The sequence below is a fragment of the Brevibacterium sp. CCUG 69071 genome, from assembly GCF_021023135.1.
In the GTDB taxonomy this organism is placed as follows: Bacteria; Actinomycetota; Actinomycetes; order Actinomycetales; family Brevibacteriaceae; genus Brevibacterium.
This window is the reverse complement of record NZ_PGFV01000004.1, coordinates 478,238-505,064: the sequence shown is the minus strand read 5'-3', so window position 1 is coordinate 505,064 and position 26,827 is coordinate 478,238. Positions and strand designations below refer to the sequence as shown.

Annotated in this window: 23 protein-coding genes; 8 read left to right on the top strand and 15 right to left on the bottom strand. The window is 66.6% G+C overall.

The window, feature by feature from the left end; all coding sequences use genetic code 11:
• Positions 1-13: 13 nt before the first annotated feature.
• From CV023_RS13850 to CV023_RS13835, 4 genes are all read right to left on the bottom strand, one after another.
• Complete coding sequence (locus CV023_RS13850; protein ID WP_230746497.1) at positions 14-1,003, bottom strand: ABC transporter permease; 990 nt, start codon at positions 1,001-1,003, stop codon at positions 14-16.
• A complete protein-coding gene (locus tag CV023_RS13845) occupies positions 1,003-1,947 on the bottom strand; it encodes an ABC transporter permease (RefSeq protein ID WP_230746495.1) in 945 nt (314 codons plus the stop codon). Before CV023_RS13845 ends, CV023_RS13850 begins: the two co-directional genes overlap by 1 nt.
• Positions 1,948-2,115: 168 nt before the next feature.
• A complete protein-coding gene (locus CV023_RS13840; protein WP_230746493.1) occupies positions 2,116-3,321 on the bottom strand; it encodes a proline racemase family protein in 1,206 nt (401 codons plus the stop codon).
• Positions 3,318-5,477, bottom strand: coding sequence for an oxidoreductase (locus CV023_RS13835; protein ID WP_230746491.1), 2,160 nt, complete (start codon positions 5,475-5,477; stop codon positions 3,318-3,320). Before CV023_RS13835 ends, CV023_RS13840 begins: the two co-directional genes overlap by 4 nt.
• 221 nt (positions 5,478-5,698) lie before the next feature.
• Here CV023_RS13835 and CV023_RS13830 point away from each other — a divergent pair, with 221 nt between their 5' ends.
• On the top strand, positions 5,699-6,484 hold the full coding sequence (locus CV023_RS13830) for a GntR family transcriptional regulator (RefSeq protein WP_230746489.1): 786 nt from the start codon (positions 5,699-5,701) through the stop codon (positions 6,482-6,484).
• Positions 6,485-6,622: 138 nt separating this feature from the next.
• Here CV023_RS13830 and CV023_RS13825 read toward each other — a convergent pair whose 3' ends face one another.
• Both CV023_RS13825 and CV023_RS13820 read right to left on the bottom strand, forming a co-directional pair.
• Complete coding sequence (locus CV023_RS13825; protein ID WP_230746487.1) at positions 6,623-8,083, bottom strand: MFS transporter; 1,461 nt, start codon at positions 8,081-8,083, stop codon at positions 6,623-6,625.
• 362 nt (positions 8,084-8,445) lie between these two features.
• On the bottom strand, positions 8,446-10,041 hold the full coding sequence (locus tag CV023_RS13820; RefSeq protein WP_230746485.1) for an aminotransferase class I/II-fold pyridoxal phosphate-dependent enzyme: 1,596 nt from the start codon (positions 10,039-10,041) through the stop codon (positions 8,446-8,448).
• A 90-nt stretch (positions 10,042-10,131) separates the two neighbouring features.
• On the opposite strand from CV023_RS13820, the gene CV023_RS13815 reads away from it, so the two are divergent.
• Together CV023_RS13815 and CV023_RS13810 are read left to right on the top strand one after the other, a co-directional pair.
• The gene (locus CV023_RS13815; protein WP_230746483.1) at positions 10,132-11,190 is read left to right on the top strand and encodes a LysR substrate-binding domain-containing protein; all 1,059 of its coding nucleotides are present in this window, start codon (positions 10,132-10,134) and stop codon (positions 11,188-11,190) included.
• A gap of 80 nt (positions 11,191-11,270) precedes the next feature.
• Positions 11,271-12,215 (top strand): ABC transporter substrate-binding protein, encoded by a 945-nt coding sequence (locus CV023_RS13810; RefSeq protein ID WP_230746481.1) that lies wholly within the window; start codon positions 11,271-11,273, stop codon positions 12,213-12,215.
• A 90-nt stretch (positions 12,216-12,305) separates the two neighbouring features.
• Here the strand turns inward: CV023_RS13810 and CV023_RS13805 are convergent, their stop codons facing one another.
• The 9 genes from CV023_RS13805 to CV023_RS13765 all read right to left on the bottom strand — a co-directional run bounded on the left by CV023_RS13805 (position 12,306) and on the right by CV023_RS13765 (position 22,507).
• A complete protein-coding gene (locus CV023_RS13805) occupies positions 12,306-12,764 on the bottom strand; it encodes an RrF2 family transcriptional regulator (protein ID WP_230746479.1) in 459 nt (152 codons plus the stop codon).
• A gap of 105 nt (positions 12,765-12,869) precedes the next feature.
• Positions 12,870-13,772, bottom strand: coding sequence for a sulfite exporter TauE/SafE family protein (locus tag CV023_RS13800; RefSeq protein WP_230746477.1), 903 nt, complete (start codon positions 13,770-13,772; stop codon positions 12,870-12,872).
• 191 nt (positions 13,773-13,963) lie between these two features.
• The gene (locus CV023_RS13795; protein WP_230746475.1) at positions 13,964-15,349 is read right to left on the bottom strand and encodes a tripartite tricarboxylate transporter permease; all 1,386 of its coding nucleotides are present in this window, start codon (positions 15,347-15,349) and stop codon (positions 13,964-13,966) included.
• Positions 15,346-15,849 (bottom strand): hypothetical protein, encoded by a 504-nt coding sequence (locus tag CV023_RS13790; RefSeq protein ID WP_230746473.1) that lies wholly within the window; start codon positions 15,847-15,849, stop codon positions 15,346-15,348. The genes CV023_RS13795 and CV023_RS13790 overlap by 4 nt, the downstream gene beginning before the upstream one ends.
• 92 nt (positions 15,850-15,941) lie before the next feature.
• The gene (locus tag CV023_RS13785) at positions 15,942-16,877 is read right to left on the bottom strand and encodes a hydroxymethylglutaryl-CoA lyase (RefSeq protein ID WP_230746471.1); all 936 of its coding nucleotides are present in this window, start codon (positions 16,875-16,877) and stop codon (positions 15,942-15,944) included.
• A complete protein-coding gene (locus CV023_RS13780; RefSeq protein WP_230746469.1) occupies positions 16,877-18,148 on the bottom strand; it encodes a hydroxymethylglutaryl-CoA reductase, degradative in 1,272 nt (423 codons plus the stop codon). Before CV023_RS13780 ends, CV023_RS13785 begins: the two co-directional genes overlap by 1 nt.
• 275 nt (positions 18,149-18,423) lie before the next feature.
• The gene (locus tag CV023_RS13775) at positions 18,424-20,313 is read right to left on the bottom strand and encodes a helix-turn-helix domain-containing protein (protein WP_230746467.1); all 1,890 of its coding nucleotides are present in this window, start codon (positions 20,311-20,313) and stop codon (positions 18,424-18,426) included.
• A gap of 122 nt (positions 20,314-20,435) precedes the next feature.
• The gene (locus CV023_RS13770) at positions 20,436-21,167 is read right to left on the bottom strand and encodes a GH25 family lysozyme (RefSeq protein ID WP_230746465.1); all 732 of its coding nucleotides are present in this window, start codon (positions 21,165-21,167) and stop codon (positions 20,436-20,438) included.
• A 23-nt stretch (positions 21,168-21,190) separates the two neighbouring features.
• A complete protein-coding gene (locus CV023_RS13765; RefSeq protein WP_230746463.1) occupies positions 21,191-22,507 on the bottom strand; it encodes a pyridoxal phosphate-dependent aminotransferase in 1,317 nt (438 codons plus the stop codon).
• Between the two features lie 247 nt (positions 22,508-22,754).
• Between CV023_RS13765 and CV023_RS13760 the strand changes: the two genes are divergently transcribed.
• The 5 genes from CV023_RS13760 (at position 22,755) to CV023_RS13740 (ending at position 26,813) form a co-directional block, all read left to right on the top strand.
• Complete coding sequence (locus CV023_RS13760) at positions 22,755-23,390, top strand: TetR/AcrR family transcriptional regulator (protein WP_230746461.1); 636 nt, start codon at positions 22,755-22,757, stop codon at positions 23,388-23,390.
• A 78-nt stretch (positions 23,391-23,468) separates the two neighbouring features.
• Positions 23,469-24,281: an ABC transporter ATP-binding protein gene (locus tag CV023_RS13755; protein ID WP_230746459.1), complete on the top strand. Its 813-nt coding sequence runs from the start codon at positions 23,469-23,471 to the stop codon at positions 24,279-24,281.
• The gene (locus CV023_RS13750; protein WP_230746457.1) at positions 24,278-25,012 is read left to right on the top strand and encodes an ABC transporter permease; all 735 of its coding nucleotides are present in this window, start codon (positions 24,278-24,280) and stop codon (positions 25,010-25,012) included. The genes CV023_RS13755 and CV023_RS13750 overlap by 4 nt, the downstream gene beginning before the upstream one ends.
• A 278-nt stretch (positions 25,013-25,290) precedes the next feature.
• Positions 25,291-25,929, top strand: coding sequence for a nucleotidyltransferase family protein (locus tag CV023_RS13745; protein ID WP_230746455.1), 639 nt, complete (start codon positions 25,291-25,293; stop codon positions 25,927-25,929).
• The gene (locus CV023_RS13740) at positions 25,926-26,813 is read left to right on the top strand and encodes an SDR family oxidoreductase (RefSeq protein WP_230746454.1); all 888 of its coding nucleotides are present in this window, start codon (positions 25,926-25,928) and stop codon (positions 26,811-26,813) included. Before CV023_RS13745 ends, CV023_RS13740 begins: the two co-directional genes overlap by 4 nt.
• Positions 26,814-26,827 lie beyond the last annotated feature (14 nt).

The window sequence follows — 26,827 nt, the reverse complement described above, 5'->3', positions numbered from 1 at the left end:
TCCTCACCCTTCCTCATCTCCTCGGTTTGAGGATGTTCGTCAGGCCGTCGCCGATGAGCGCCAACGCCAGCGACACGAGGACCACGGCGAAGCCCGGCCACAGGATGAGGCCGTAGTTGCCGGTGCCCATGTACTGCTGACCGTCGTTCATCATCTGCCCCCAGTCCGCGGTCGGTGGGACGATGCCCAGGCCGAAGAAGCTGAGCGTGACGACGACGCCGATGTTGAGCACGATGTCGCTCATCGCGTAGATGATGCCCTGGCTGACGGTGTTGGGAATGACGTGTCGGGACAGGATCCGGGGGGTCGTCAGCCCCGAGGCCCGGCAGGCGGAGACGAACTCCTCCTCGCGCAGGACGAGGACCTCACCGCGGACGATGCGGGCATAGGCGACCCAGGACACGGCGCTGATGGCCACGAAGATGCTCGCCATCCCGTTGCCCATGACGAACACGAGGACGATGACGAGGACGTAGAAGGGGAAGGCCGAGACGATGTCGGCCAGGCGCATGATGACGATGTCGACCCAGCGACCGAAGTAGCCGGCCAGGGCCCCGAGGGCGGTGCCGAGGATGAAGGGCACGATCACGGCGATGACCGCGACGAGGAGGTCGATGCGCCCGCCGTGGAGGAACCTGGCGAGGATGTCTCGCCCCAGCTGATCGGTGCCCAGAGGGTGCGCGGCCGAGGACCCGCCGAAGGCGTTGAGGAGGTCCTGCCGGTTCGGATCGGCGGTGACGAACAGCGGTCCGATCGCCAGCAGGAGGACCATCGCGCCGAGGATGATCAGTCCCGTCCACAGCTGCAGATTGTGCCGTCGGAGGAAGGCCGGCAGGGGCAGCGCGAATCGAGCCTGCGGGGTGGCACGTGCGGCCGTGCCTCCCCGGGTGCGCGGCGGCTTGCCGCTCGGGTCGGGGGTCGGGCCCAAGCCGGACGGAGCGCCGGGGCCGGTCCCGGCGGGTGCGCCGGCAGACGGTGACGCGGAGCTCAGCGGATCGCTCATCAGGCCCCCAATCGCACGCGCGGATCGACGAGGCTGTAGACGATGTCGGTGAGCAGGTAGACGAGGACGACGAGCACGCCGAAGATCACCGTCAGCGCCTGCACGACGTTGTAGTCGCGGGCGAGGACGGCCTCCATGAGCAGCGAACCGACGCCGGGGATGGCGAACACGTTCTCGACCACGAGGGCACCGCCGACGAGGTGGCCGACCTGGATGCCGAGGATCGAGATCCCCGTGATCCCGGCATTGCGGAAGGCATAGTTGCGCACGATCTTCGAGCGGCTCAGACCCTTCGACGCCGCGAAGTTCGTGTACTCGGCCGACAGGGAGTCGTTGAGCGCGGCCGTGAGACTGCGGATGAGCACCGGGCAGATCGTCAGCGCCACCACGATTCCGGGCAGGACGAGGGAATAGAGGTGTTCGCCGAGGCTGCTGCCGTAGCCGCCGACCGGGAACAGTCCCGTATTCACCCCGAGGACGAGGATGAGCAGGGTGCCGACGAAGAACGCCGGCATCCCCTGGACCGTGGCGGTGAAGACGCGGGAGACGATCGCTGAGGCGGCCGATTTCGTCGCGGCCACCCACAGTGACAGCGGCACCGAGATGACGACGGCGAAGATGAGGGAGACGAGCATGAGCATGAGCGTGGCCGGCATGCGCAGCTTGAGGAGTTCGAGGACCGTGGTCTGGAAGATGAAGGAGCGGCCGAAGTCGCCGACGAAGAGTCCGCCGAGGAACTGGAAGTACTGGATGATCATCGGCTGGTCGAGACCCCACGCGTGGCGCAGCTGAGCGACCGCCTCGGGGGTGGCCTTGTCGCCGAGGTAGGCGGCGGCCGGATCGCCGGGGGCGAGCTTCATGAGCACGAAGGAGAGAGTCGCGACGCCGAGGACGATGGGGATCATCAGGAGCACGCGTCTGAGGATGTACTTGCCCACGTTCATCCTCTCCGTCGATGGCCGCGTGAAGGTATGTCCAAGCTACCTTTATGTGACGTGGCTGACAAAATGACTCGCCGGAGGCTGGATCATTTCAGCACTGATCAGTGCAGATCAGCGAGGATCAGCGCAGGCCAGCGTAGGCCAGCACGGATCAGCGCAGGTCACCGCTGATCAGCGCAGGACGAAGCCGGGGACCAGATCATCGCGGTCATCGACCTCGAAGGTGCAGGTGGCGACCTTGTGGGCGGTGGCGGAGATGATCGGGACGACACCGGATTCGGTCATGTCTTCGGCTGCGTCTTCTTGGGTGTCTTCGCCCGTGGCTCTGCCCGCGGCAGCACCGGCGGCTGCACCCGTGGCAGCGCCACTGGCTGTGTCCGCCGAGAGCACACGGGCGCGGAACCGGGTGCCGATGATCGACTCGTGGATGAGCGTCTGACCCTCGGCGAGCTCTCCGCTGGAGTGCAGGGCGGCGATGCGCGCGGCAGTGCCCGAACCGCAGGGGGAGCGGTCGACCTGCCCGTCGGCGAAGATCGTGACATTGCGCTGATGCAGCTCTCCGCCGGGCAGAGTGCCCAGTCGGTTGACGATGATCGTGCCGTAGACCCCGCTGAGGCGATCATCGCCGGGGTGCGCGGTCAGCGGGTGATCCGCCAGGCCGGCCTTGATGCTGCGGCCGAGTTCGATGAGTTCGTGGAGGTTCTCCGGTGCGACCTGAAGACCGAGCGCATCGCCGTCGACGCAGGCGTAGATCGCCCCGCCCCAGATGAGATCGACGGGTATCATCCCGGCGGCCTCGGCTTCAGCCTCGGCGGCGGATGCCTCTTCCTTGATGTCGGCGGGGACCCCTGCCTCGATGTCGGCGCCGACTTCGACCTCGACCTCGACCTCGACCTCGACGTCGGCGGCGATGAGGCGGCCGGGGACGTTGATGAAGTCGACCGAGCTGACGCGTCCCGAGTCATCCGTGTGCACCGCGGCCGTGACCCTGCCGGAGGGGACGTCGATGACGACCTCCGTGATGCCCGAGGGATCGATCGGAACACGACCGGATTCGACCGCCCAGGTGCCCAGGGCGATCGTGCCGTGACCGCAGGCGGTCGAGAAGCCGTCCTTGTGCCAGAACAGGACGCCGAAGTGCGCGCCGGCATCATCGGGGTCGGTGATGAACCCGCCGTACATATCGGCATGCCCGCGCGGCTCGAAGCAGAGGAGCCGGCGCAGACCGTCGATCTTCGCGTCGGTGATCGCCGCCATCCTCTTCTCGGCCACACTCGCCCCTGGGATCTCGAGCGGCGGCTCGGGGACGATCCGGAACGGCTCACCGGCGGTGTGATAGTCGACCGTCGTCACGCTCGGGCCCGGTGCGGCGGTCATGAGAGTCCCATCCCCACGCGCAGTCCTTCGAGGACGGCCGCGTGGACGTTGCGGGAGGCGACCGCGTCACCGATCCGATAGAGCGCGAAACCCGCACTCGCTTCGGCGGGGCGATCTGCGGAGTGGTCGGCCGGGTAATCCCCGGGGTGACCTGCGGGGACATTGTCAGCGGTGGCGCTCCCGACTCCGGCCCCCACCTCGGCGAGGATCCGGGGCTGCGGGCGACCGTGGACCCAGGCATCGAGATCGAGCTCGCCGCGGTTGCTCGAATGCGGTTTGAGCGCGTAGTAGACCTCGTCGTTCGGCGTCGTGCCGAAGTCGACGACGACGGCATCGGTCTCGACCTCGGTCTCGATGTCCGAGTAGTCATTGCGCAGCAGAGCGTGGACGCTGCGATCAGCAGCGACCGGCTTCGCCGCGAGCCTCTCGCCGAGGTGGACCGTGACCCCGAACTCGGAGAAGACCTGCAGATAGGCCGGCGAGTTCATCGAACCCACGTCGATTCCGATCGTCCGCTCGGGGCTGACATAGGTGACCTGCTGACCGTTGCGGGCCAGATGCTCCACGGCGTCGAGAGCCGGATAGAACCCGTGATCGTCATAGACGAGGACCCGCTGCTTGTTCCGGAGGCTGTCATTCATCACATCCCAGACGTCGAAGGACGGGCCCTGCTCACGGAAGGGATAGCTGGAATCGGGGATGCCTCCGGTGGCGACGATGACGACGTCCGGGGACAGCGCGAGGATGTCGTCCGCCTCGGCGAAGGTGTCCACGCGCAGATCCACTCCGTGCTTGGCGCACTGCTGAACCCGCCAATCGATGATGCCGATGAGATCCCGGCGACGCTGCGAGCGGGCCGCGATGCGCACCTGCCCGCCGGGTGCGGAATCGGCCTCGAGCAGGGTCACGCGGTGGCCGCGGACTGCGGCGACGCGGGCGGCTTCGAGACCGGCCGGACCTGCGCCGACGATGACGACGTGCTTCGGGCCCGAGTTCGTGTTCGGGTCGGCGGTGACATCGTGCGGGACCTCCTGCGGCAGATCGGCTTCGCGACCGCTGGCCGGGTTGTGGATGCAGGTGGCCGAACCGGAGGAGTAGATGCCGTCGAGGCACATGTTCGCCCCCACACAGGGACGGATATCGTCTTCCCGGTCCTCGGCGATCTTCTTCACCAGATAAGGGTCGGCCAGCTGTGCCCGGGTCATGCCCACGAGATCGAGGCATCCGTCCTCGATGGCATAGCGGGCCGTGGGCACATCGGCGATCCGGGCCGCGTGGAGCACGGGGATCTCGATGGCCTTGCGGATGCGCCGGCAGGTCTCGAGCCAGGGGGCCGAAGGGGTGCCCATGCCGGGGATCGCCTCGGCGAGTTCCCGGTCGCTGCTGATCGTGCCGACGTTGAGGTTGAGGAAGTCGATTCCGTGAGCGGTGTACTCCTCAAGCACATCGACGGCCAGGCCTTCGCCGATGCCGCCGGCCATCTCCTCGAGCACCGACATCCGCAGCCCGAAGGCGAGATCCCCGGCCGCCTCACGGACGGCATCGATGACGCGCAGGGGGAAGCGCATCCGATGCGCGAGGTCGCCGCCGTACTCGTCGTCGCGCTCATTAAGTCGTTCGGCGAAGAAATAGTCGACGAGGTGGCCGGCATGGAGGACCTCGAGGCCGTCGAACCCGGCCTCCCGCACGCGCCTGGCCGCCGCGGCGAAGTCGGCGACGATCCGGTCGATGTCGAACTCCTCCATCGCCTTGGAGAACGAGCGGTGGCCGGCCTCCCGGTGGCGGCTCGAGGAGACGACCGGCAGCCAGTCGGCGGTGAAGTTCGAATTCCTCGGCCCGAGGTGGGTCAGCTGGATCATCACCGCGGTGCCTTCGGCGTGGCAGTCATCGGCGATGGCCGCGAGCCACGGGACCACCTCGTCGGTGGAGAGGTCGACGTTGCCGAAGGCCGCGGGCGAGTCCTTCGACACGATCGCCGACCCTGCGGTCATGGTCAGCCCGACGCCGCCGCGCGCCTTCTCCCGGTGGTAGAGGCGGTAGCGGTCCTTGGGCATGCCGAGCTCGGTGTAGGCCGGCTCGTGTGCGGTGGACACGATGCGGTTGCGCAGGGTGAGAGAGCCCAGCTGGAAGGGCTGGAGCAGGGGATCGTCTGACATGGGTTCCTCCTCCGTCGCAGGAACGCGTTGGTTAGTAATCGATTACCGATTACCCACCTCCATCGTGCGTCTTCGCGGTTATGCTGTCAATAGTCCGTATGAGTTGAGTCAGTCGGTATGCGTTGAGTCGTCCGGTGAACGTTGAGTCGTCCGTGCGTGATGAGTCAGCCCGTATGCGTTGAGTCAGCCCGTCTGCGTCGTCGAAGTGGAGGAGGAGCGCCGTGGATCACTCCAGGCCGCAGGCGGTGTCCCTGCGGGAGCACGCCCTGGCGATCATCCGTGATGCGATCATCGCCGGGGAGCTCGCCGAGGATCGCATCTATTCGGCGGCGGGTCTGGCCAAGCAGCTCGGCATGTCGCTCAGCCCCGTCCGCGAGGCCATGATGGCGCTCGTGACCGAAGGCACCGTCGAAGCCGTGCCGAACCGCGGGTTCCGACTCGTACCGATCACCGCAGATGACCTCGAGGAGATCATCCGCATTCGGGTCCTCCTCGCGGTCCCGGCGGTTCGTCGCCTATGCGAGGCCGTCGCCGAGGCGGGCGGCAGAGGCGGTGCCCGTGACGCTGAAGGTGACGATGGCGACGGCCGCAACGTTGAGGGCAAAAGCGTTGATGGCCGTGACGCTGAGGGCGCCGGCATCGATGTCGGCACGGCTCTCGAACTTCTCCGTGACCATGCCGCCGCGACGGTCGCCGCGGCCGAAGCCGGCGATGTCGTCGAGTTCTACACCCACGATCGCCGCTTCCACGAGGCGCTGCTCGAATTCGGCCTCGGTCGGCGCGCGGCCGAGATCAGCCTGCGCCTGCGGGATCAGTCCAGGCTGTTCAACGTGCGCAGCGAGATCGACGACATCGCCGTGGACTCGGCCAAGGAGCTGCCCGTCATCGTCGACCTCATCGAAGCGGGCAAGGCCGACGAGGTGGCCGAGCTCGTCACCGGCAATCTCTACTTCTTCAAGCGCGGCGGCAGCTCAGACGCATCCTCCGGTGAAGAGTCGATCCGGTGATCGAGGAGTCGTTCGGTGAATGAGGAGAAGGGTCGGCGTCCCCGCGGGGACGCCGACCCTTCTCAATCGGTATGAGTCTGGCGATCGCTGTTCCCGGCTGAGCGCTGGGAGCAGGAGACGACCGAACTCAGTCGATCATCACTTCGCGGCCTCGTGGATGACCGGGATCGGCATGGTGTCCGGGTCGAGGTCGGGATTGTCGTCCTGACCGGCCACCAGTTCGACCGCTTCCTCACGTGAGCTCACGGTCGGGAAGGACCCGAGCAGCGGACGTCGTGCGGACTCCTTGATGAAGCAGACAGCGATGAACGCGATCACCGAGAAGAACATGATGTAGAACGCCGGCATGTATGAGTTTCCGGTGAGATCGATCAGCGCCTGGCTGAACAGCGGGGTGGTGCCGCCGAACAGGGAGACACCGAGGTTGAACGTCAGACCCATGGCCCCGTAGCGCGAAGCCGTGGGGAACAGAGCCGGCAGCGTCGATGCCAGGCAGGCGATGTAGAAGCCCGCCGGGACCGCGACCATGAACAGTGCAATGGTGACCGCCCACATCTCACCGATCTGCATGACCGCGAAAGCGGGGACGATGAGGACGATCGTGGCGCCCGCAGCGACCATGAAGACGAACTTCCGGCCCAACTTGTCCGAGAGCCGTCCGATCAGCGGCAGACAGACGGACATGATGACGAGGACCGGGATGGTGACGACGGCGGCCTGGATGTTCGAGACCTTGACCGTCTCCTCGAGATAGGTGGGCATGAAGCTCGTGAGCGCATAGCCCACCGTCTGCGAACCGGCGACGATGGCGATCCCGAGGAGGATCTCCTTCCAGAAGTGGCGGACCACGCCGATGAGACCGTGGCGGGCGTACTGATCGTCCTTGTCCTTGACGATGAGGCCCGCATCCTCGTTCGCTTCGAAGCTCGGAGTCTCGGGGATCTTCAGGCGGAACCAGATGGCGACCGCGCCCAGGGGGATGGCGATGAGGAATGGAATCCTCCAGCCGCCGTCGACCATGGCGTTCTCGCCCGCGATGCTGATGCTGATCACGCTGGTGATGGCGACCGTGCCGGCACCGGCGGCGAAGCCGAGGTAGGAGCCGACGTCGAGCCAGGAGGCCCAGAAGCCGCGGGACTTGTCGGGAGCGAACTCCGAGACGTAGGTGGTCGCGCCGGCGTACTCGCCACCGGTGGAGAAGCCCTGGATCATCTTGAGCAGGTAGAGCGGGATGATGACCCACAGTCCGACCTGCGCCGCGGTCGGGAGCACGCCGATGAGGGCGGTGGCGGTGGCCATTGTGGCCATCGTGAAGAAGAGGACCTTCTGGCGACCGATCTTGTCACCGAGCGGGCCGAGGACCATTCCGCCGAGAGGGCGGACGAGGAAGGAGACCGCGAATCCGAGCAGGGTGACCAGTAGACCCATCTGCTTGTCCATGCCTTCGGTGAACACGGCCGTCATGGTCACGGCGAGATAGCCGTAGACGCCGAAATCGAACCATTCCATGAAGTTGCCGACGGTGGTGCCGCCGATGGCGGTCCGGATCGACTTGGTCTCGACGACGATGCAGTGCTCGGCTTCCAGCCGCTTCCTCATCGCCTTCCGCTCTTTGCGGGAGGGTTTTCGGCCCCCCGCGGCGGACTCAGCATGTTCAGTTGTCATGAGTGGTTCCTCATTTCGACAGAGTCGTGGCCGCCGAGACGAGCCCGGCGACTAAGCGTTCGTTTTCGAACAACGCGAATCATCCTTACGCGATTCGCAGGGCATGTCAACAAATTTCGTGAGCTGGATCACAGACTCGATTATGACAGAACTTCGGCTCAGTGGCGGGAAGAATGCCGAATTTTCGGGCACGGAAAGGGCCGTTGTCCCCAGTGAAGACAACGGCCCCCGACGATCGGTGCCTGTGTGGAATCTGAGTGCCGTATCCGGATAAATCGGACACCGCCCCACGTCGGCTATCTCACTTTTTTGGTCACACGGAAATGACCCAATTCGGGATCGACGCTGCCGCGGACGTGACCCGAGGGGCTCGCGGCGACGGCTTGGAGGAAATCGACGGTCTCCGCGGTGATCTCCTCACCGGGAAGGACATTGGGGATTCCGGGCGGGTAGGCGGCCAGCGAGCTCACGCTGATCCGACCTACCGCCTCGGCGGCGGGAACGACCTCGGAGTCGGCGAAGAATGCCTCCCGGGGCAGCATCGCCAGTGCGCCTGCCGTCGGCAGAGGTGGGATCTCGGGCTCGTGGTCGGAGGCTGGAGCCTGCGCGCTCGAGGCCGCATCCTGCCCGTCCGAGACGAGATTCTCTGCGGTCTCGCGGCGCATGGTCTCCAGCGCCTCGAGCAGACGGGCGATGTCGGGGGACTTGCCGAGGCCGATGAGGGCGACGATCGTCGTGGCCGTGGCCATCTCGACGAAGATCCCGAACTCCTCGGTCAGGCGCTTGCGCACGGTGTGCCCGGTCAGCCCGGTCGCGGTGATATCGATGGGAAGGCGGAAGGGATCGATGTCGACGACATCGGAATGACCCAGGAAGTCGGCCGAGAGCAGGCGGTAGTGACCGGAGCCTTCGATCTGCGCGCGCACGTGCCGGATGTTCGACAGCGAGTCGGTGATCGCCTCCCGGGAACTCATCAGCTCCCGCCTGGCGATGTCGATCGAGGCCATCAGGTGGGCGTTCTCGCTGGTCGAGGCCGTCATCATGAAGGCACGGGCGAGGGCCGGCTCGAGCACCTCGGCGAATTCGGTGTCGCCGAGGTGGAGCAGCGCCGACTGTGTGAACGAACCGGCGAGCTTGTGGGTGCTCATGATGACGATGTCGGCACCGAGGGTGACCGGGGAGGCAGGGAGATCCGGGTGGAACCCGAAATGGGCGCCCCAGGCGGCATCGACGATGAGGAAGGCACCCGCCTCGTGGGCCACCTCGGCCAGCGCCCTGACATCGGCCACGGCACCGAAGTAGCTGGGAGTGACGAGATAGACGGCGGTGACGGGCTCCGGGTGGGCGGCGATCGCGGCGCGCAGTGAATCGGGGGTGACGCCGTGGGCGATGCCGTTGACGTCATCGACGCTGGGGTAGACGAAGTTCGGGTTGAGGCCGGCCAGCACGATGCCGTCGATGAAGCTCGAATGCGCGCTGCGCTGCACGACGACGTTGCGGCCGAGGGTGCCGATGGCCAGGGCGGCCATGCGGTTGCCCTGCGAGGATCCGTTGGTGAGAAACCAGGTGCGTCGAGCGCCCCAGGCCGCCGCGGCCAGATCCAGCGCTTCGTCCTTCGGGGTGTCGACGCCGAGGTCGATGCCGTCGAAGAGTGGGGGGATGTCCAGGGAGAGGATATGCTCGCCGAAGTACTCGGCCTGACCTGCGGAGATGCCCTGCCCGGTGCCGCCGTGGCCCGGAGTGGAGAGGAACAGCGAATCGCGGTTCGCGGAACGGGCCAGCGCCTCGGCGTAGGGTGCGCGGGACTGCGCCTCGCTCGGGCTCTGCGATCCGCCCGGGGAGGCGAATGAGTCCGGGGTCGAGGGCATGTGGGAATCCTGGTGCACGGTCATGTACTCAGATTAGGCAATGCGTCCTTGCCGCGGAATATCAACTTTTCTCCAGTACTCTATAGACAGTATTGAACCGGAGACTGGAGAACTATGGAGACTCTTGATACTCGGGGGCTGACGGCCCTGCGTGCGGTCGCTGAGGCCGGGTCGGTCGCCGCTGCCGCGGCATCCCTGGGCTGGAGCCAGCCGACAGTCAATCACCATCTGGGCAACCTCGAACGGGCCCTCGGCGCGAGTCTCATCGCCCGCGGCCCGCGCGGTTCGCAGCCGACGGTCGTCGGCGGACTCGTGGTCTCGCGGGCGATCGAGATCCTGGGACTGTGCGAGCGCCTCGGCGAGGAGGTCGCGATGTGGCGCGAGACCCAGGCGGTGCCGGTGAGGATCGGCGCCGTGCCTACCGTGGGAGCGCGCGTGATCCCGCGACTGCACCGGCAGCTGCAGGAGCGCCCGCGGTGGCGGACCGGCGAGGCCCCCGCGGCGCGGGATAGTGACGCGGCCGCGGACCGCGGCGGCAAAGAGGCGACAGCGCGAAGTGGGGAAGGTCCCGCCGCGGCGCTCGATGTGACGATGGACGAGCATGCGAAGCTCGTGGCCAGGCTCGAGGCCGGTGACCTCGACCTCGCACTGCTGGTCTCGACCGACATCGACAAGACCTGGATCCCGGTGACGCTGAACGCGGAGCCGCTGTACTCGGAGCAGCTCTATCTGTGCGTGCCCAAGTCGGTCGGGCCGATCGCGCTCGACGCTCAGGGGCTTCCCGACCTCACCGCTCTGGTCTCGCAGACCTGGGCCTTCAGCATCGACCCCGGCGATGCGATCGACGAGGTGGTCCGCTCCTTCTGCGTCGCCGCCGGGTTCGAGCCCCGGGTGGGGATGCGCATGGACGACTACGCGGCGATCATCCGCATGATCGCCGCCGACCTCGCGGTCGCGATGATCCCCGAGTCCTCGCTGCCGAGCGACCCTCACATCGAGGTGATTCCGATGCCGCTGAGCGCCTGCCGCCGCGACGTCCTCCTCGTTTCGCGTGCACGTTCCGTGGCGACGAATGCCCGCACCGGGCGGCACGACGCGATCGCCGCGGCCCACTCCGCCGCCATCGCCGAGGTGGTCGCCGACGTCCGCACGGTCACCGCGCAGTGGCGCTGACGCCGAGATCGGACTGGCAGAGGCGGTGCTGAACCCGGGGCCGCCGCCCTCCACATGAAGTGAGGGTAGGCTATCCAAATGTGAAAGACACTTCTCCGGCCGTCGCCCGGCCCACCAAGCTCTCCCTGCCCAGCCGACGATCCGTCCTCGGAGGTGTCACCGGACTGGGAGCGAGCCTCTTTTTGGCCGCCTGCAGCGGATCCAAGCCCTCCTCCGAATCGACCTCGAGTGCTCGGCCCGAGCGCATCGTGGCCCTGTCCACCGGACACCTCGACCACTGCCTGGCACTGGGGACCATGCCCGTCGGTCTGGCCGTCGCCGTCTCCGAGGCCACCGACAGCAGCGGCATCCCCGACTACATCGCCGATGCCTTCGGCGCCGACTTCGATCTCGACAAGATCGAGATCGTGGGGGAGCGGATGAGTCCCGACCTCGAGAAGATCGCCTCCCTCGAACCCGACCTCATCCTCTCGAACAAGCGCGGCGAGACGAAGCTCGAGGCGGAGCTGACCGGGATCGCCGAGGTGGTCAAGACGAACGGCGGATCCGAGAACTTCAAGGCCGACCTCGGCATTGTGGCCGATGCCCTCGATCAGCGGGACAAGGCCGATGAGCTGCTTGCCGACTACGAGAAGCGGGCGAAGGAATGGGGCGAGTCCCGAGGCAATTCCGACAGCATCTCACTGGTGCGCTCCAAGGGCGACCAATACCTCTACTTCGGGCGTCTCGCACTCGCGAGCATCGTCGCCGAGGACGCCGGGCTGACCAGGCCGAAGTCTCAGCAGTTCGATGACAAGGCCAGCCACGAACTCTCGCTGGAAGAAGCCGAGGAGCTCGACGCGGACTGGCTCTTCCACGCCTTCCCCGACGGCAAGGCCAGCCCGACCGAATCCGAAGTGTGGAAGAAGCTGTCGGTAGTCAGGACGGATCGGGCGCTGCCCGTCGATGTCGATCCGTGGTTCCTCAACGCCTCGGTGGTGGCGGCGAATCGAGTCCTCGACGACCTGCAGAAATTCATGAGCTGAAACCGTGGGCCGGGATCGCCTGCGGTCGGAGGCTCGTAACGGGAATACCTGCGGCCAGAGACCCGCACCGGGAAACCCCGCAGGCCTGGTTCAGTGGGGGTTCCAGGCGTCCTCGACGGCGACCTTGTCGGTAACCGCCTCCGGCAGAGTTTTCGCTGCCAGCTGTGCGATGCTCACATGTTCGAGGACGTCACGCAGCGAATACCTCGCGGCGATCCACACCTGCTGCAGGGACTCCGCGGTCGAGTCATAGCTGACCGCCTCGGGGCGCTGGCCGTAGATCGAGACGAGTGGTCCGTCGACGGCGCGGATGACATCGGCGACCGAGATCTCCTCCGCCGGCTTCGTCAGCTTCCAGCCTCCGGATTTGCCGCGGATGGAGGTGAGTAACCCGACGCGACGCAGATCGGCGAGGATCGCCTGGAGGAAGCCCTTGGGGATGTCCTGCCGCCTGCCGAGCTCATCGGCGCTGATGGGTTCACCGTCGTCGACGCAGGCGATCTCGATGAGAGCGCGCAGCGCATAGTCGGACTTGGTGGTGACCCGCATGCCGTCATCGTAGCAGTGGACCCACCGTCACAGGTGGCTGACCAGCGCTGATCCGCGGCCGCGCCCGAGCCGGGCACGGGGAGGTGCCCGACCTCGCGCTCAGGCTCAGGCGACGGGCTCGGCCACGGCCGCCTCGGCGGCTTCGGTCTTCCTCACCTTGCGTTCGACCCGGACCATATGCACGATCAGGCCGACCCAGACCACGGCAAGGGCGATGAGGACGGTCGTCAGCAGCGCGGTGGAGGCGCCGAGTGCGAGGGTGATGGTGCGGACGTTGGTGAGGATGATGATCCCGCCGGCGGCGACCGCGAGGATGCGGGCCGGGAGCACCCTGACCAGCCAGGCCGCGAACGGGGCGGCGATGACCCCGCCCACCAGCAGGGCCGCGACGATCTTCCAGTCGATGCCGGAGTGCCCGAGGGCGAAGAGGAAGCCGAGCGAGCCGCCGACGGCGACGACGAATTCGCTGGTGTCGATCGAACCGACCACCTTGCGCGGTTCGAGCCGCCCGGATGAGAGCAGCGTCGTGGTTCCGACCGGACCCCAACCGCCGCCGCCGATGGAGTCGAGCGCACCGCCGAGGAGTCCGACCGGGAGCAGCAGCTTGACCCCCGGGCGGCCCTTGAACTCGGGGCGACGGCCGCCGAGGGCGAGGAAGCGCCAGATCACGTAGACGCCGAGGGCGAGCAGGATGCCCGAGATCCACGGGGTGGCCGAGTCGCCGTTGAGCCCGGAGAGGAAGGTGGCGCCGACGAAGGCGCCGATGAAGCCGGGGACGGCGAGGATCGACACAGTCTTCCAGTCGACATTGCCGAACTTGTGGTGCGAGATCCCGGAGACCAGGGAGGTGCCGATCTCGGAGAAGTGCACCGCCGCCGAGGCTGCTGCCGGGGCGACTCCGGCCGCGAGCAGCAGCGTCGTCGAGGTCACCCCGTAGGCCATTCCGAGGGATCCGTCGATGAGTTGGGCGATGAGTCCGACGAAGCCGAGGACGATGAGCTGCCGCATGGTGGTTGCCTTTCCGCATGCCGAAAATTGTTGAGCAATTCCTTCGCGGCCAACAATACCTACTAAGTCGAGTCGAAAACTACACTATGACTCTCTGTGACATCTGCAGCGGCGGGAAGTCTTCGATGCGTGAGCGGAAGCGCCGGTGGCGGAGCTGGTGAAAGGCCCGGCCAGGGTGGCGACGGCCCAGGTTACAGAGCCAGCAGCGCGGGCACCGTGAGGACTGCGACGTAGTAGCCCATGAACTGGACTCCCGCGTGCATGCCGATCATGCGGTTGAACAGTCCTCCGACGAGGCCGACGGTGAGCGTCACCCCGAGAGCCAGCAGGCCGCCTTCGTAGAGGCAGATGACGCAGATGAGTGCCGCGAAGCCGGCGATGATCGCCTCATGGGAGACCGATCGCATCACCCAGGACGCCGCCCGGTGGGCGTTGCGCATGACGAAGGGGTAGGCGACGGCGATGGCGATGACCGCGGCGATGACCGCGAAGAGGGCGAACTCCCCGGTCGAGAGCAGATCGTGGAGGTTGTTCGTCGTCCCCGCCTCGGCGTCGAGGGTGTAGACCGGGGGTGCGTTGAACAGCGGAGCGGCCGGGCCGGCGGCCATCGGCGAGAGCGGCAGGCCGATTGCGATGAGCGGAATGAGCGTCTCGGCCAGATAGGTCGACTCGGTGGTGCCGTTGCGCACGGTGATGACAGTGGTCAGGCGGTGATAGCCGTTCTTGATCCGGCTGCCCGCGATCTCACCCATGAGCACGGCCATCGCCACCGGCGAGAAGACGAAGGTCGCACTCGTAATCGCCGCGGAACCGCTCGTATAGGCCAGCTGCGAGCGATCGAGGACCCGGAACGGATTCGGCAGCTTCGCCCCGCCGGCCGGTCGCACATCGGGGGCGAGGTTGAACTCGCGCTTGCCCGACTGCCGCATCGACCGCCGCCCGACTGGCGAGAGCGCGGAGAAGAGATCGAAGATGAGCGGGCCCGTGGCGATGCCGAGGAAGAACGAGGTCGTGAACGTCGCCTCCTTCTGCTCGAGGATGAAGGCCTGGAGTCCGACGATGACGAGGACGAATGGGATCAGCCCGACCACCGCGGCCAGCTTGCCCTTCGAGGTGTAGGCGACGAGGACGGCCGCGGCGATGAAGATCCAGGGAGCGGCAGCGCCGATCGCCTCGGCGAAGGGAGTGAGGATCAACGCGAAGAGGATCGACAGGGGAATCGCGATGATCACCGAGACGACGCCACCGGAGATCGCCTTCTGCAGGGCGAGGTGCGGAACGCCGAGGGAGCGCAGCAGCTGCGCCTCGCGCAGCATCGGCACCGCCGTGGTGTCACCGGGTATGCCGAGCAGAGTCGTCGGCACGGCATGGGAGATGTGCTTGGCGATGATGGCCGAGAGGAAGAAGGCGATGACTCCGGCCGGCGGCACCCCGATGAGGATGACGAGCAGAGCCAAGGGCGCGACGATCGCGGTCTCGTCGGTGCCGGAGATCAGGCCGATTCCGGTGAAGACCACCGCGGCCAGCAGGGCCATGCCGATCGCCCACAGGATGGGCTCGATGAGTTCGGCGCTCACAGCTCGGTGCCCTTCGCTCGGTCGCTGTGGCCCTGCACGGAGTCCCCACCACCATGGGCAGAGCCTCCGTGGCTCTGCCCAGCGGCTTCGGCATCTCGGGCACGCTTCTCATGGTTCTCCAGGAGGGCATCGAAGAGCCCGAGGGCGCGGATCTCCGCCTGTGCGGCGGACCCGAGCTCGCGGGGATCGCCGAGCTCGCCGTACTCCTCGACGACCTCGTCGATGACTTCCTGCCGGTTGCGGGTGTCGGTCGCCGATTCGGTGATCACCCGTTTGGGTTTGAACAGGAGGCCTGAGATGACGGCACCGACGATGCAGCCGAGAATCCCGACGAGCAGCGCATAGGAATGGCCCAGCGACCCATCGTCTCCGGCATCGGCGAAGATGCGATCGGCGATGAGATAGGCCGGAACGGCGATTCCGACGCCGATGGCGATCGAGCCGATGAGGTGCTTGCCATCGACGGTGTCGTTCCACACTTCGAGCATGTGGGGCATCATTGCCTCCCTTTACAGAACTGATGGTCGACTTCACCGAGGAAGTCGCCGGACCGCGGTCCCTCGGGAGAGGGCGGGCCGATGGACGGTGGACTCTACTGGTGGACGATAGCCGATGACGTCGCCGAGGGCAGTCGCCTGTCCAGCTGTGCGGCCAGCCAATGACTGGTCTCGGCGAGGGCGCGCATGTCGATTCCGGTGTCGATGCCGAGACCCTGAAGCATCCACAGCAGATCTTCGGTGGCGAGGTTGCCGGTGGCGCTCCCGGCGAAGGGGCAGCCGCCGAGTCCGCCGGCCGCGGAATCGAACTCGCTGACCCCGAGCTGCAGGGCCGCGTAGACATTCGCCAGGGCCTGCCCGTAGGTGTTGTGGGTGTGCAGGGCGATGGCCTCGACCGGCACTCCGGCCGCGAGGAGGGCCTCGATCACGGCGCTGACGTGCCCGGGAGTGGCCGTGCCGATCGTGTCGCCCAGCGATAGGCTCCCACATCCGGCCTCGAGGAGTCCGAGGGCCGCGGTGACGACCCGCTGCGGATCCACCGACCCCTCCCAGGGATCGCCGAAGACCATCGACAGGTAGCCTCGGACCCGCATCCCCGAGGCGACCGCGGAGCGTGCGACCTCGTGTGCACGCTCCGTCGTCACCTCGAGACAGTCGCCGAGGTTGGCCCGGGAGAACGCGTCCGTGACACTGATGAAGACGGCCACGTCTTGGGCGCCGGCGGCCCGTGCGTCCTCGAGTCCGCGGTGGTTGGGCACGAGGACCGGATAGGACACGTGCGCATCGAGATCGAGGGCGGCGAGGACCTCCGCGGTGCCCGACATCTGCGGCACGGCCTTCGGAGAGACGAAGCTGCCCGCCTCGATCTGGGTGAGTCCGGTCGCGGCGAGTCGCGTGATCAGCTGCGCGCGCAGCTCAGGGGAGAGAGTGAGGGTCTCGGCCTGCAGGCCGTCCCGTGGGCTGACCTCACAGATGCGGACGGTGTCGGGAAGGGAGTCCATCCCGAATCTCTGCGGCAGGAGGGTTGCCATCAGCGGACTCCAGTGCGCAGTTCGGTCAGGATCGCCTGGACTCGGTCGAAACGGAAGGCCTTCTCCGCAATGAGCCGGTCGACGATGACGGCTGCCTCCTCGTCCGTGGCTCCGGCGGAGACAGCGAGGTTCTTCGCATGCAGGGACATGTGGCCGCGCTGCACACCTTCGGTGGCGAGGACGCGCAGGGCCGCGAGATTCTGCGCCAGACCGGCGGCGACGATGAGTTCGGCCAGGTCCGCAGCACTCTTCACCTCGGCGATCTGCAGTGCCGCTCGGGCGGCAGGGTGCACCTTGGTGGCACCGCCGACGAGGCCGACCGGCATGGGCATCTCGAGGGTGCCGACGAGGTCGCCGGCGGCATTCTTCTCGAAGGCCGACAGCGAGGTGTAGCGGCCGTCGACCACCGCGTGGGAGTGGGCTCCGGCCTCGACGGCGCGGGTGTCGTTGCCGGTGGCGAGCACGACTGCGGAGATCCCGTTCATGATGCCTTTGTTGTGGGTGGCGGCCCGGTAGGGATCCGCGGCCGCGAGCTCGTAGGCGTGGAGGATGTTGTCGATGACCTCTTCGCCGCCGAGCAGCTCCTTGTCGAAGATCGCACGGGCCCGGGAGAGTCGCAGATCGGCTTTGTTCGTGAGGATGCGCAGCAGGGCGCGGCCTTCGGCGATGGCCGCGATCGTGTCGGAGGCGGCTTCGGCCATGGTGTTTACGGCGTTGGCACCCATCGCGTCGCGGACATCGACGAGGAGGTGGACGAGCACGTAGGTCTCGGACTTCGCCTCGACGAGGCGGACCTGCAGTCCCTTGACTCCGCCGCCGACCTCGACGAGCTTGGGATCCTGCGCATTGGCCAGGTCGATGATCTCGTCCTGGCGTTCGAAGATGCGAGAGCGCGCGGCATGCGGATCGGCGACGCCGAGGAGTTGGATCTGGGCCTGCATGATCGGCGTGGTCGAGCTCGTGTGGAAGCCGCCTGCGGGGCGGGCGATGCGGGCGGCATTGCTCGCCGCGGCGATGACCGAGGCTTCCTCGGTGGCCATGGGCACGAGCACGTCGGTGCCGTTGATGGTGAAGTTCGTGGCCGTGCCCAAAGGCAGGGAGAAGACGCCGAAGACGTTCTCGCTGAGATTCGCGGCCTGCTCGGGACCGAAGGCGTCCGCATCGACCTGGTCGAAGACTTCGTCCTCGAGTGCGGTCTGGTTCGCGACGGCGTGGCGGCGTTCGGCCACCGACATGCTGCGGAAACCTGCGATGCGACTGGTCTGGGCCATCTGTGTCTCTCCTGGTGAGTCTTCATCGACCGACCGTGGGTGACGGTCTGGAATGCTGTGCGAGATCCAGCCAATCACCGGAACGACGAGGCGGAAATGGCCGATCCGGACCGGATTCGGGCGTGACCATGGCCGATTCGGACATAGTGAGGCGTCGGGGTGTAACCGTGCGGAAGACTGCCGCGGTGGGGTGGCCCGCTGGGACAGCTGAATCGTCTGACCAGATGGCCCGACCGCCACGGTGAGGCGCCTCCGGTGGGACAACCTCGGCGAGGTCAGTCGCGCAGCGTCGCCAGCCCGGCCAGTCGGAGCGCGACCTGCAGGCGGAACGACTGCTCGGGTTCCCGCCATCCGGTGCCGAGGACGCGGTCGACCCGCTCCAACCGCTGTTTGACGGTGTTGAGGTGGACGGAGAGAGCCGTCGCGGTCCGAGTGAGACTGCCGCCGTTGTCGAAGTAGGCGCGCACGGTGCCCGTCAGATCGCTCGAGTGCGAGCGGTCCCAGTCGCGCAGTCGGCCGAGCATGCGGTCGAGGAATCTGCCCACCTGCTCGGGTGCGGTGCCGAACATCGCGGTGTAGGGGGCGAAGTCCTCGGCCGGGTGGACGCCGTGCTCGATTCCGAGGGCGCCTAAGATGCGGACGCAGGCCCACAGCTCGTCCTCCGCCGTGCGCAGCTGGGCGCGGTCGTGGTCGGTCTCGGAGACGAGGATGAGGTGGTCGGCGAGGCTCTCGGAACGGGTGAGAGCGTCGACCAGGGAGGGTCTCGACCGGTGCACGGAGCTCGGGATGAGGACGGTGAGTCCGGGGGAGCGCTGGGTCAGGAGCATGCGGGGTTCGATCCTCGTCAGCAGGGCGCCGATGCGGTCGTAGTCGTCGGGTCCGGTCTCCACGGCGATGATCCGCCAGGGGCCGTCGAGGCTGAATTCGCTGGTGCGGGCCCGGGCCTTGAGTTCGTCGAGGGGGCGGGTCCCAGCAATGAGGTCGACGGCGAGTTCGCCGCGCACGCGGTTCTCGGCATCGGCTCTGGCCTGTTCGTTCATGCGGATGAGGGCGAGCGATTGGGCGGCCTGGGCGACGATGCTGAGGTCGCCGTCGGCCGGTTCCGTACGGAACTTCACGAACAGCCCGCTGTGCCTTCGTCTCTGGGAGGCCACCGAGGCGGCGAACAGGTTCTGTGCGTGCGGAATCGGGGCGCAGCGACCGGTCTCCCGGCTGGTCTCGAGCGCGGAGAGGATATCGGTGCGGGCAGCCTCGGTGTCGGTGAGGAAGTCGTCGTCGGGGGATTCGAGACGGTCATGGTCGACGATGCGCACCTCGGCGTCGAGGGTGGCCGCGATGAGGTCCCCGACGTCGGTGCTTCCTCCGCCGCGCAGCACCACTCGGGTCAGCTGTTCCTCGACCTCGACGAGGCGCTGCAGGGTGTCGGCCTTGGCCGCCGCCAACTCCTCGGACGCGGCCGAGGTCCGGGCCGCCTCGGCGAGCTCTCCCATGAGTCGGGCGGTCTTGAGCACGACGGAGGCGTGATCGGCCAGGGCCGAGAGCAGGGCGATCTCCTCCGAGGTGAATTCGTGGGAGTAGCGGTCGGCGGCGAAGAGGGCGCCGAGGACCTCGCCGTCGACGACCATCGGCACGCCGAGGAGCGATTCCATGCGTTCGGCCCGGACGGCGGAGTCGACCTGCCGTTCGTGGGGCAGCTGGGTGAGGTCGTAGTCGGAGGTCCAGTGGGCGGTGCGGTCGCGGACGACGCGGCCGGCCAGCCCGATCCCCGGCGGGACGCGGAGTTCCTTGAGTTGGACGGAGATCGCTCCGCGGCTGGCTTGGACGCGCAGTTCGTCGGTCTCGGGATAGTACTGGGAGAGGTAGGCGATGTCGCAGCCGATGAGGGAGCGCGCCCGGTCGACGAGCTTCTGCAGGAGGCGGTCGGTGTCTCTGACCCGGATGAGTTCGGAGGCGCTTTCGAGCAGTGCGGAGCGTTCCAGATCTTTCTGCTTCCACCGTGTCATGGTCCCCGACAGGTCGACGAGGGAGTCGATGAGCGTCGGGTGGCTGCCCAGCGCGGTTTCGAGACTCCTGCGGTCCAGCGGATTCCCCTGGGCCAGCCCTCTGATGGCTGCGGTTATCGTATCCGCCGGCACCGTAGCCTCGTCGTTGTCGACCTCGTCCATGGGCTCATTGTCTCAGGACGGGGCGGGTCAGAACTCATGCGGCCGTACGGCCGCGCCTGGGTTCGGCCGCCTTGCCCGGTTGAGAGCTCAGCCGGCCGCGCTCGGCGGCGACGCTCGTTCCCTCAGCCGAGCCTGAGCACGTCGAGGTCGACCTTTCCGTCGATGCCGTCGACCCTGGCGAAATAGTGGATCTGCCACATCGTCCATTCGTCAGTGGGCGGTCTGAGGAAGAAATGTGTGACCCACTGCGGACGGTCGGCCAGGGAACCGATCGAATACTTCGTGGTGAATGAGCCGCGTGCGTAGACGAGCAGCGGCCGATCCCAGGCGGCCTCGACGATGCGCCGGAAGTCGCCGAGCTCTTCATCGACCTCGGACTGCGGGGGACGACGAGTGCAGGCACCGATGAGTTCGAGGTCGACGACCGGTGCCAATGCTCGCTGGTCGGGAGGTGCTTCGCGCAGAAAGTTCGCGGCCTGGTCGGCTCCCGACGAGCACAGGGTGAAGAAATGGTAGGCGCCTCGGCGGATGGAGGTGGCTGAGACCTGCTTCCAGTTCTCACCGAATCGAGGATCGACGTAGTCGTCGCCTTCGGTGGCTTTGATCATCGCGGCGCCGATTCCATCGTCTGCCACGGAGTTCCAGTCGATGACCCCCTGATGGTTCGACACATCGATCGCATGAACCTCACCCGCGCCCCGGTCCAGAGTCGGACGATGGACGGGCACGATGGCGAACCACCACACGCAGCCGAGGAACAGAGCCGCGGCGAGCACGATGGCGATGACCGAAAGACTTATGCGCAGACGCGACCGCGGACGATCCTTCGCCTGACCTCCTCCGACATCTGCCATGCTCCCATTGTCGCAGTGGCGAATCACCCCGCGGCGGCGGAACCGGTGTTGACCTCCGAGGCGGTAGCGGCGGCGCCAGCAGCGGCGGCATTCTCCCGCACGATCGGCAGCTCGCAGGTGGTGCTCGCGACCTGCTGATACCCGGAGAGGAATTCGCCGAGGCGGTTGATCGATTCGTCGAGCACCTCGACCGAGGGCAGGGTGACGAGTCGGAAGTGGTCCGGCCGCGACCAGTTGAAGGCGGTGCCGTGGGAGACGAGGATCTTCTGCTCGCGGAGCAGGTCGAGGGCGAACTGCTCGTCGTCGGTGATGTTGAACTTCTCCACGTCGAGCTTCGCGAACATGTACAGGGCTCCGCTGGCCCGGTGTGCGGAGACGCCGTCGATGGAGTTCAGCCCCTTGTGCGCGAGATCCATCTGCGCGCCGAGGCGTCCCTGCGGCAGGACGAGGTCGTCGATCGACTGCTTTCCTCCCAGTGCCGCCTGAATCGCGTGCTGGGCCGGGACGTTCGCGCACATGCGCATGTTCGCCAGCAGTTTGATGCCTTCGAGGTAGCTCTTCGCCTCGCTCAGAGGGCCCGTGATGGCCAGCCAGCCGGCACGGTATCCGGCGATCCGGTAGGCCTTCGACAGCCCCGAGTAGGTCAGGCACAGCACATCGTCGCCGGTGATGGTGGCCATGTTGACGAGTTCGACACCGTCATAGGTGATCTTCTCGTAGATCTCGTCAGCGAAGATGATGAGATCGTGGCGGCGGGCGATGTCGACGATCTTCTTCAGCGTCTCGCGTGAGTAGACGGCGCCGGTGGGGTTGTTCGGGTTGATGACGACGATGCCGCGGGTGTTCTCGGTGATCTTCGATTCGAGGTCGTCGAGATCGGGCTGCCAAGCCGTGGATTCGTCGCACAGGTAGTGCTTCGGCGTTCCTCCGGACAGCGCCACCGATGCGGTCCACAGCGGGTAGTCCGGGCTGGGAACGAGGATCTCGTCGCCAGGGTTGCACAGAGCCTGCAGCGACAGGGTGATGAGCTCACTGACACCGTTGCCGAGGAACACCTCGGGGGTGTCGAGATTGTGGATCCCGCGCGTCTCGTAATACTGGACGACGGCACGACGGCCGGAGAGGATCCCGCGGGAGTCCGAATACCCCTGCGCCACGGGAAGGTGGTTGACCATGTCGTGGACGATCGCCTCGGGGGCTTCGAAGCCGAAGGGTGCGGGATTGCCGATGTTGAGTTTGAGGATGGTGTGGCCTTTGGCTTCCATCGCCTCGGCCTCTTCGAGAACGGGTCCCCGAATGTCGTAGAGGACATTGGCCAATTTCGATGACTGCCGGTACATGGGGAATCGAGGATCCTTTCGCTGTGGGGATGGTCTCCATCCACCGTATGACCCCCGCCGAGGTGGTTCCGACCATCCAGAGGCCCGTTTCGGAAACCTTTGCCCAGAATTTCGGATCGATGTGCAGACCTTTCGCGGTTCGCGCACTCGAGTCGGATGGGCCGGGCGGCTGGGCCGGATGGCCAGGTCGGCTGGACAGATCATCGATCTCCGACGGCAGTGTCCGACATTGTCTATGCTGAGTGGCATGGTCGAGTCAGGATCCGCGCCCCGTCGTCGCGGGCGTCCGCGCAAGGGGCAGAGCGGGGACACGCGAACCCGGATCGCTGAGGCGGCCGCCGCCGAATTCTCGGACAAAGGCTACGACGGCACGAGCATGCGCGGCATCGCCCGTCGGGCAGAGGTCGACGCGGCGCTCGTCCACCACTACTTCGAGACGAAGGCCGGCCTGTTCGCCGAGGTGGTCAAGCTTCCCGTCCGTCCCGACCGGATCATCGCCGCTGCCCTCGACGCGCCGTTTCCCGAGCTCGGGGGCTCGATCGTGCGCACGGTGCTGCTGGCGTGGGAGGATCCGAAGCTCAAACACGTGGGAGTGACCGTGCTGCGTTCGGTCGTCACCGGTTCGGCCGCAGGTCGGCTCCTCCGCCAGTTCCTCCTGCGCGAACTCATGTCAGCGGTGGCCGAACGGATCGAGGGCAGCGGTGTCGACGCCGAGGAGGCGCGAGGCCGGGCATCGATGGTGATCTCCCAGATCGCCGGAGTGCTCATGCTCAGGCACGTCGTCGAGGTCGAGCCGCTCGTCTTCCAGCCCATCGAAGGTGTCATCGCGGCGACCGTCCCTGCGGTGCAGGGCCATATCGAGGGAGTGCGGGTGGAGGATTGATCGGCGGCGGGTCCATCGAGGCGGCTGATCGCTGCGCAGGTCTTGACGAGAAAGCGATCGAAGCGTCTAATTCATCATATGATGAATAATTCGATCGAGGCTCGCGGACTGCGCATCCGGCGTGGGAAGTCGATGGTCATCGACGGCCTCGACCTCACTGTGCCCAAGGGTGCGATCGTCGGGCTGCTCGGCCCCAGCGGCAGCGGCAAGACGACGCTGATGCGGGCCGTCGTCGGCGTCCAGATCATCGCCGGCGGATCGCTCACGGTCTTCGGCCAGACGGCGGGGAGTGCTTCTCTGCGCCACCGGGTGGGCTACATGACCCAGCAGGCGAGCATCTACGACGATCTCTCCGTGCGCCAGAACCTCCGCTACTTCGCGCGGATCCAGGGAGCACCGCTTGCCGATGTCGATCGAGTCATCGAACGTACGGATCTCACCGGGCAGGCCGACCGACTCGCCAGGACGCTCTCCGGCGGTCAGGCCAACCGAGTCTCCCTGGCCGCGGCGATGCTCGGATCCCCGGAGCTGCTCGTCCTCGACGAACCGACCGTCGGCCTCGATCCGGTGCTGCGCGCCGACCTCTGGGACATCTTCCGCGGACTCGCCGACGACGGCACTACCCTGCTCGTCTCGAGCCACGTGATGGACGAGGCCACTCGCTGCGACCGGCTGCTGCTCATGCGCGAGGGCGAGCTTATCGCAGACACCAGCCCGCATGCGCTGCTCGAGACCACTGGGGCAGACACCGCCGAGGACGCCTTCCTCGCCATCATCGAGTCCGAGGAATCCCGTCCCGCGCACTCGCGAACGCATCTTCTCGCAGGCGGAAGTCGACAGACCCGCCGAGGCGGCCGAGCCGAGCGGACGCGGAAGTCGGGTGCCCGATGACTCCGACTCGTACCTTCGCCACCGCAGGCCGCGTCCTGCTGCAGATCCGCAATGACCCCCGCACCATCGCTCTGCTGCTCGTGGTGCCGAGCCTCCTCATCGGACTCGTTGCCTGGATCTTCGATGAGACGAACGTCTTCGCCACGATCGGCCCGGCTATCCTCGCGCTCTTCCCCTTCATCGTCATGTTCCTCGTCACAAGCATCTCCACCCTGCGCGAACGCCGCAGCGGCACGCTGGAGCGTCTGCTCTCGATGCCGCTGGGACGTGGGGACTTCATCCTCGGCTATGCGCTCGCCTTCGGACTGCTCGCCATCGTGCAGACGGCGATCGCCGTCGGCTTCGCGACCTGGGTGTGCGGGCTCGAGATCGAGGAGTCCCTGTGGCTGCTCTTCGCGGTCGCGATCGCCGACGCGCTGCTCGGCACGGCCCTGGGCCTGCTCGCCAGTGCCTTCGCCCGCACGGAGTTCCAGGTCGTCCAGTTCATGCCGGTTCTCATCTTCCCGCAGATCCTCCTCGGCGGGATCTTCCTGCCTCGAGATCAGCTGCCCGAGGTGCTCGAGGTCATCGGCGACTGGCTGCCGCTGTCGCATGCGATCGACGCATTGAACGCCGTGTCCACGGGTGCGGAGGCTGTGTCCTATATCTGGCTGCGGATCCTCTTCATCGGCTGCTGGATCGTCGGCGCCGTCATCGTCGGATCACTGACCCTGCGGCGTCGGACGCCGTGATGTTTGCTCGCCGTTTCCTTACAGTACTGAGCGCGGAGGTGTTGAAGCTGGGCAAAATTGCTTCTGTTCTCGAAATCAAAGGGTCAATGGCCAGAATGTATCTGCAGATTAGGCCGCTTGCCCAGTAGACAGTAAGCCAAGACAGGGCCGAACATGTTCTGGAAGCAAGCTCACGGCTGCAACTTCGGGCCGCTGGAAGGCCGCCATACCGCCTTAGCGCCGAAGCTCACGGCCGCTGAGCAAGTGGAACGTCGCGTCTAATGTGAGAGCCTGGTCACGTGGATCAGCCGACTGAGGTGCCGAGTCTGGTTCTCCTCGCGGCCGGAAGCGGCACGCGCATGGGAGGACCGAAGGCTCTCTTGCACTACGAGGATGGCACGTCACTTGTGGCCAGACAGGTCGAGCGGATGTCTGAAGCTGCCGCCTCACGTGGTTTCGACGCGGACGTACTCGTCGTGCTCGGCCCCTGCATTGCGGAAGCCTCCCGGCTCGTCACATCTCGGGCGCGGGTGGTTGAGAACCCATGTTTCGGCGAAGGGTTGAGCACGTCTCTGCGGGCGGGCCTGCAGGCAGTTCCACACGGTGCTTCCGGTGCAGTCATCTCCCTCGTCGATCTCCCTGATGTCCCTGCCGAGGCTTATGGTCGTATGCTCGATGCGCTGACCCTCGGCGCCCTGGCGCGTGCCCATTGGAACTCGGTTCCCGGACACCCCGTCGCGATTGGCCGAGACCACTTTGCCGAAGCGATCGACTCCGCTCACGGAGACAAAGGCTTACGCACCATGCTGGCTCTCCACGAGGTCAGCGGCATCGAATGCGCCGACCTTCTGCCGCCAGAGCGCAGTGGAATCATCGATCTCGACACTCCCGAATCGGCGGCCCGCAGGGGGCTGCACCTGAAAGGACATGACACATGAGCTCAGCTTTCTCCACGACGTCGCCGATCACAGGTAATGCCACATCGGCAACGGGCGATGGCGCACCGGCGCGCAGGATCGCCATCGTCTCAGGTACGGGCAAAACCGGGCGTGCCATCGCCGAGGCGGTCCGTGCCTTAGGCGCTTTACCGGTCCCTTTGGGGCGCAAGGAACTGACCGATCCTGTCGCTGCGCTGCGGGGCTGCCAAGCTGCCTACCTTATGGCGCCGAACCTGCACGGCGACGAGCTCGAGCTGACGGAGAAGCTCCTCAACGCCTGCCACTTGGCCGGGATCGAGCGGATCGTCTATCACTCGGTCGCCGCTGCCTATGCGCCTTCGATGCCGCACCATCTGGCGAAGGCCGAGTCTGAGGACCGGGTGCGCAGAAGTTCTCTACCCTTCACCATCGTCCAACCCTGCGCCTATGTCGACAATGTTCTTCCGGGGCTGCGCAGCGCCAGCCCCGGGATTAGTGTGGCCTATAACCCGGACACGCCCTTCGGTCTCATCGGCCTGCGCGATGTCGGCGAAGCGGCCGCCCGCCTGCTGACGAGCAACGACCACCTCGGGGCAACCCTCGAACTCGGAGGGCCGCGGCTTGTGAGCATCCGGGAGGTCGTACAGGTGGCCAGCCGGGTCCTCGGCACCGCGGTGGCGCTGAACGTCATCACCCCCGCGGACTGGGCGCGCGAGCAAGAAGCACGCGGCGCTGAATCGGGCCTCGACGCCCGTGAACGCGAATGGCTGACTGCGATGTTCGACTACTACGACTACTACGGGCTGCCATGTGGGTCCTCGGGGATCCCGGCGATTCTCGGTCGTGAGGCCAGGGCCGTCGACGAAGTGATCATCGGGGAACTCTTCGGCAACCTCGACGAGTGATTCTCCAGTGATTC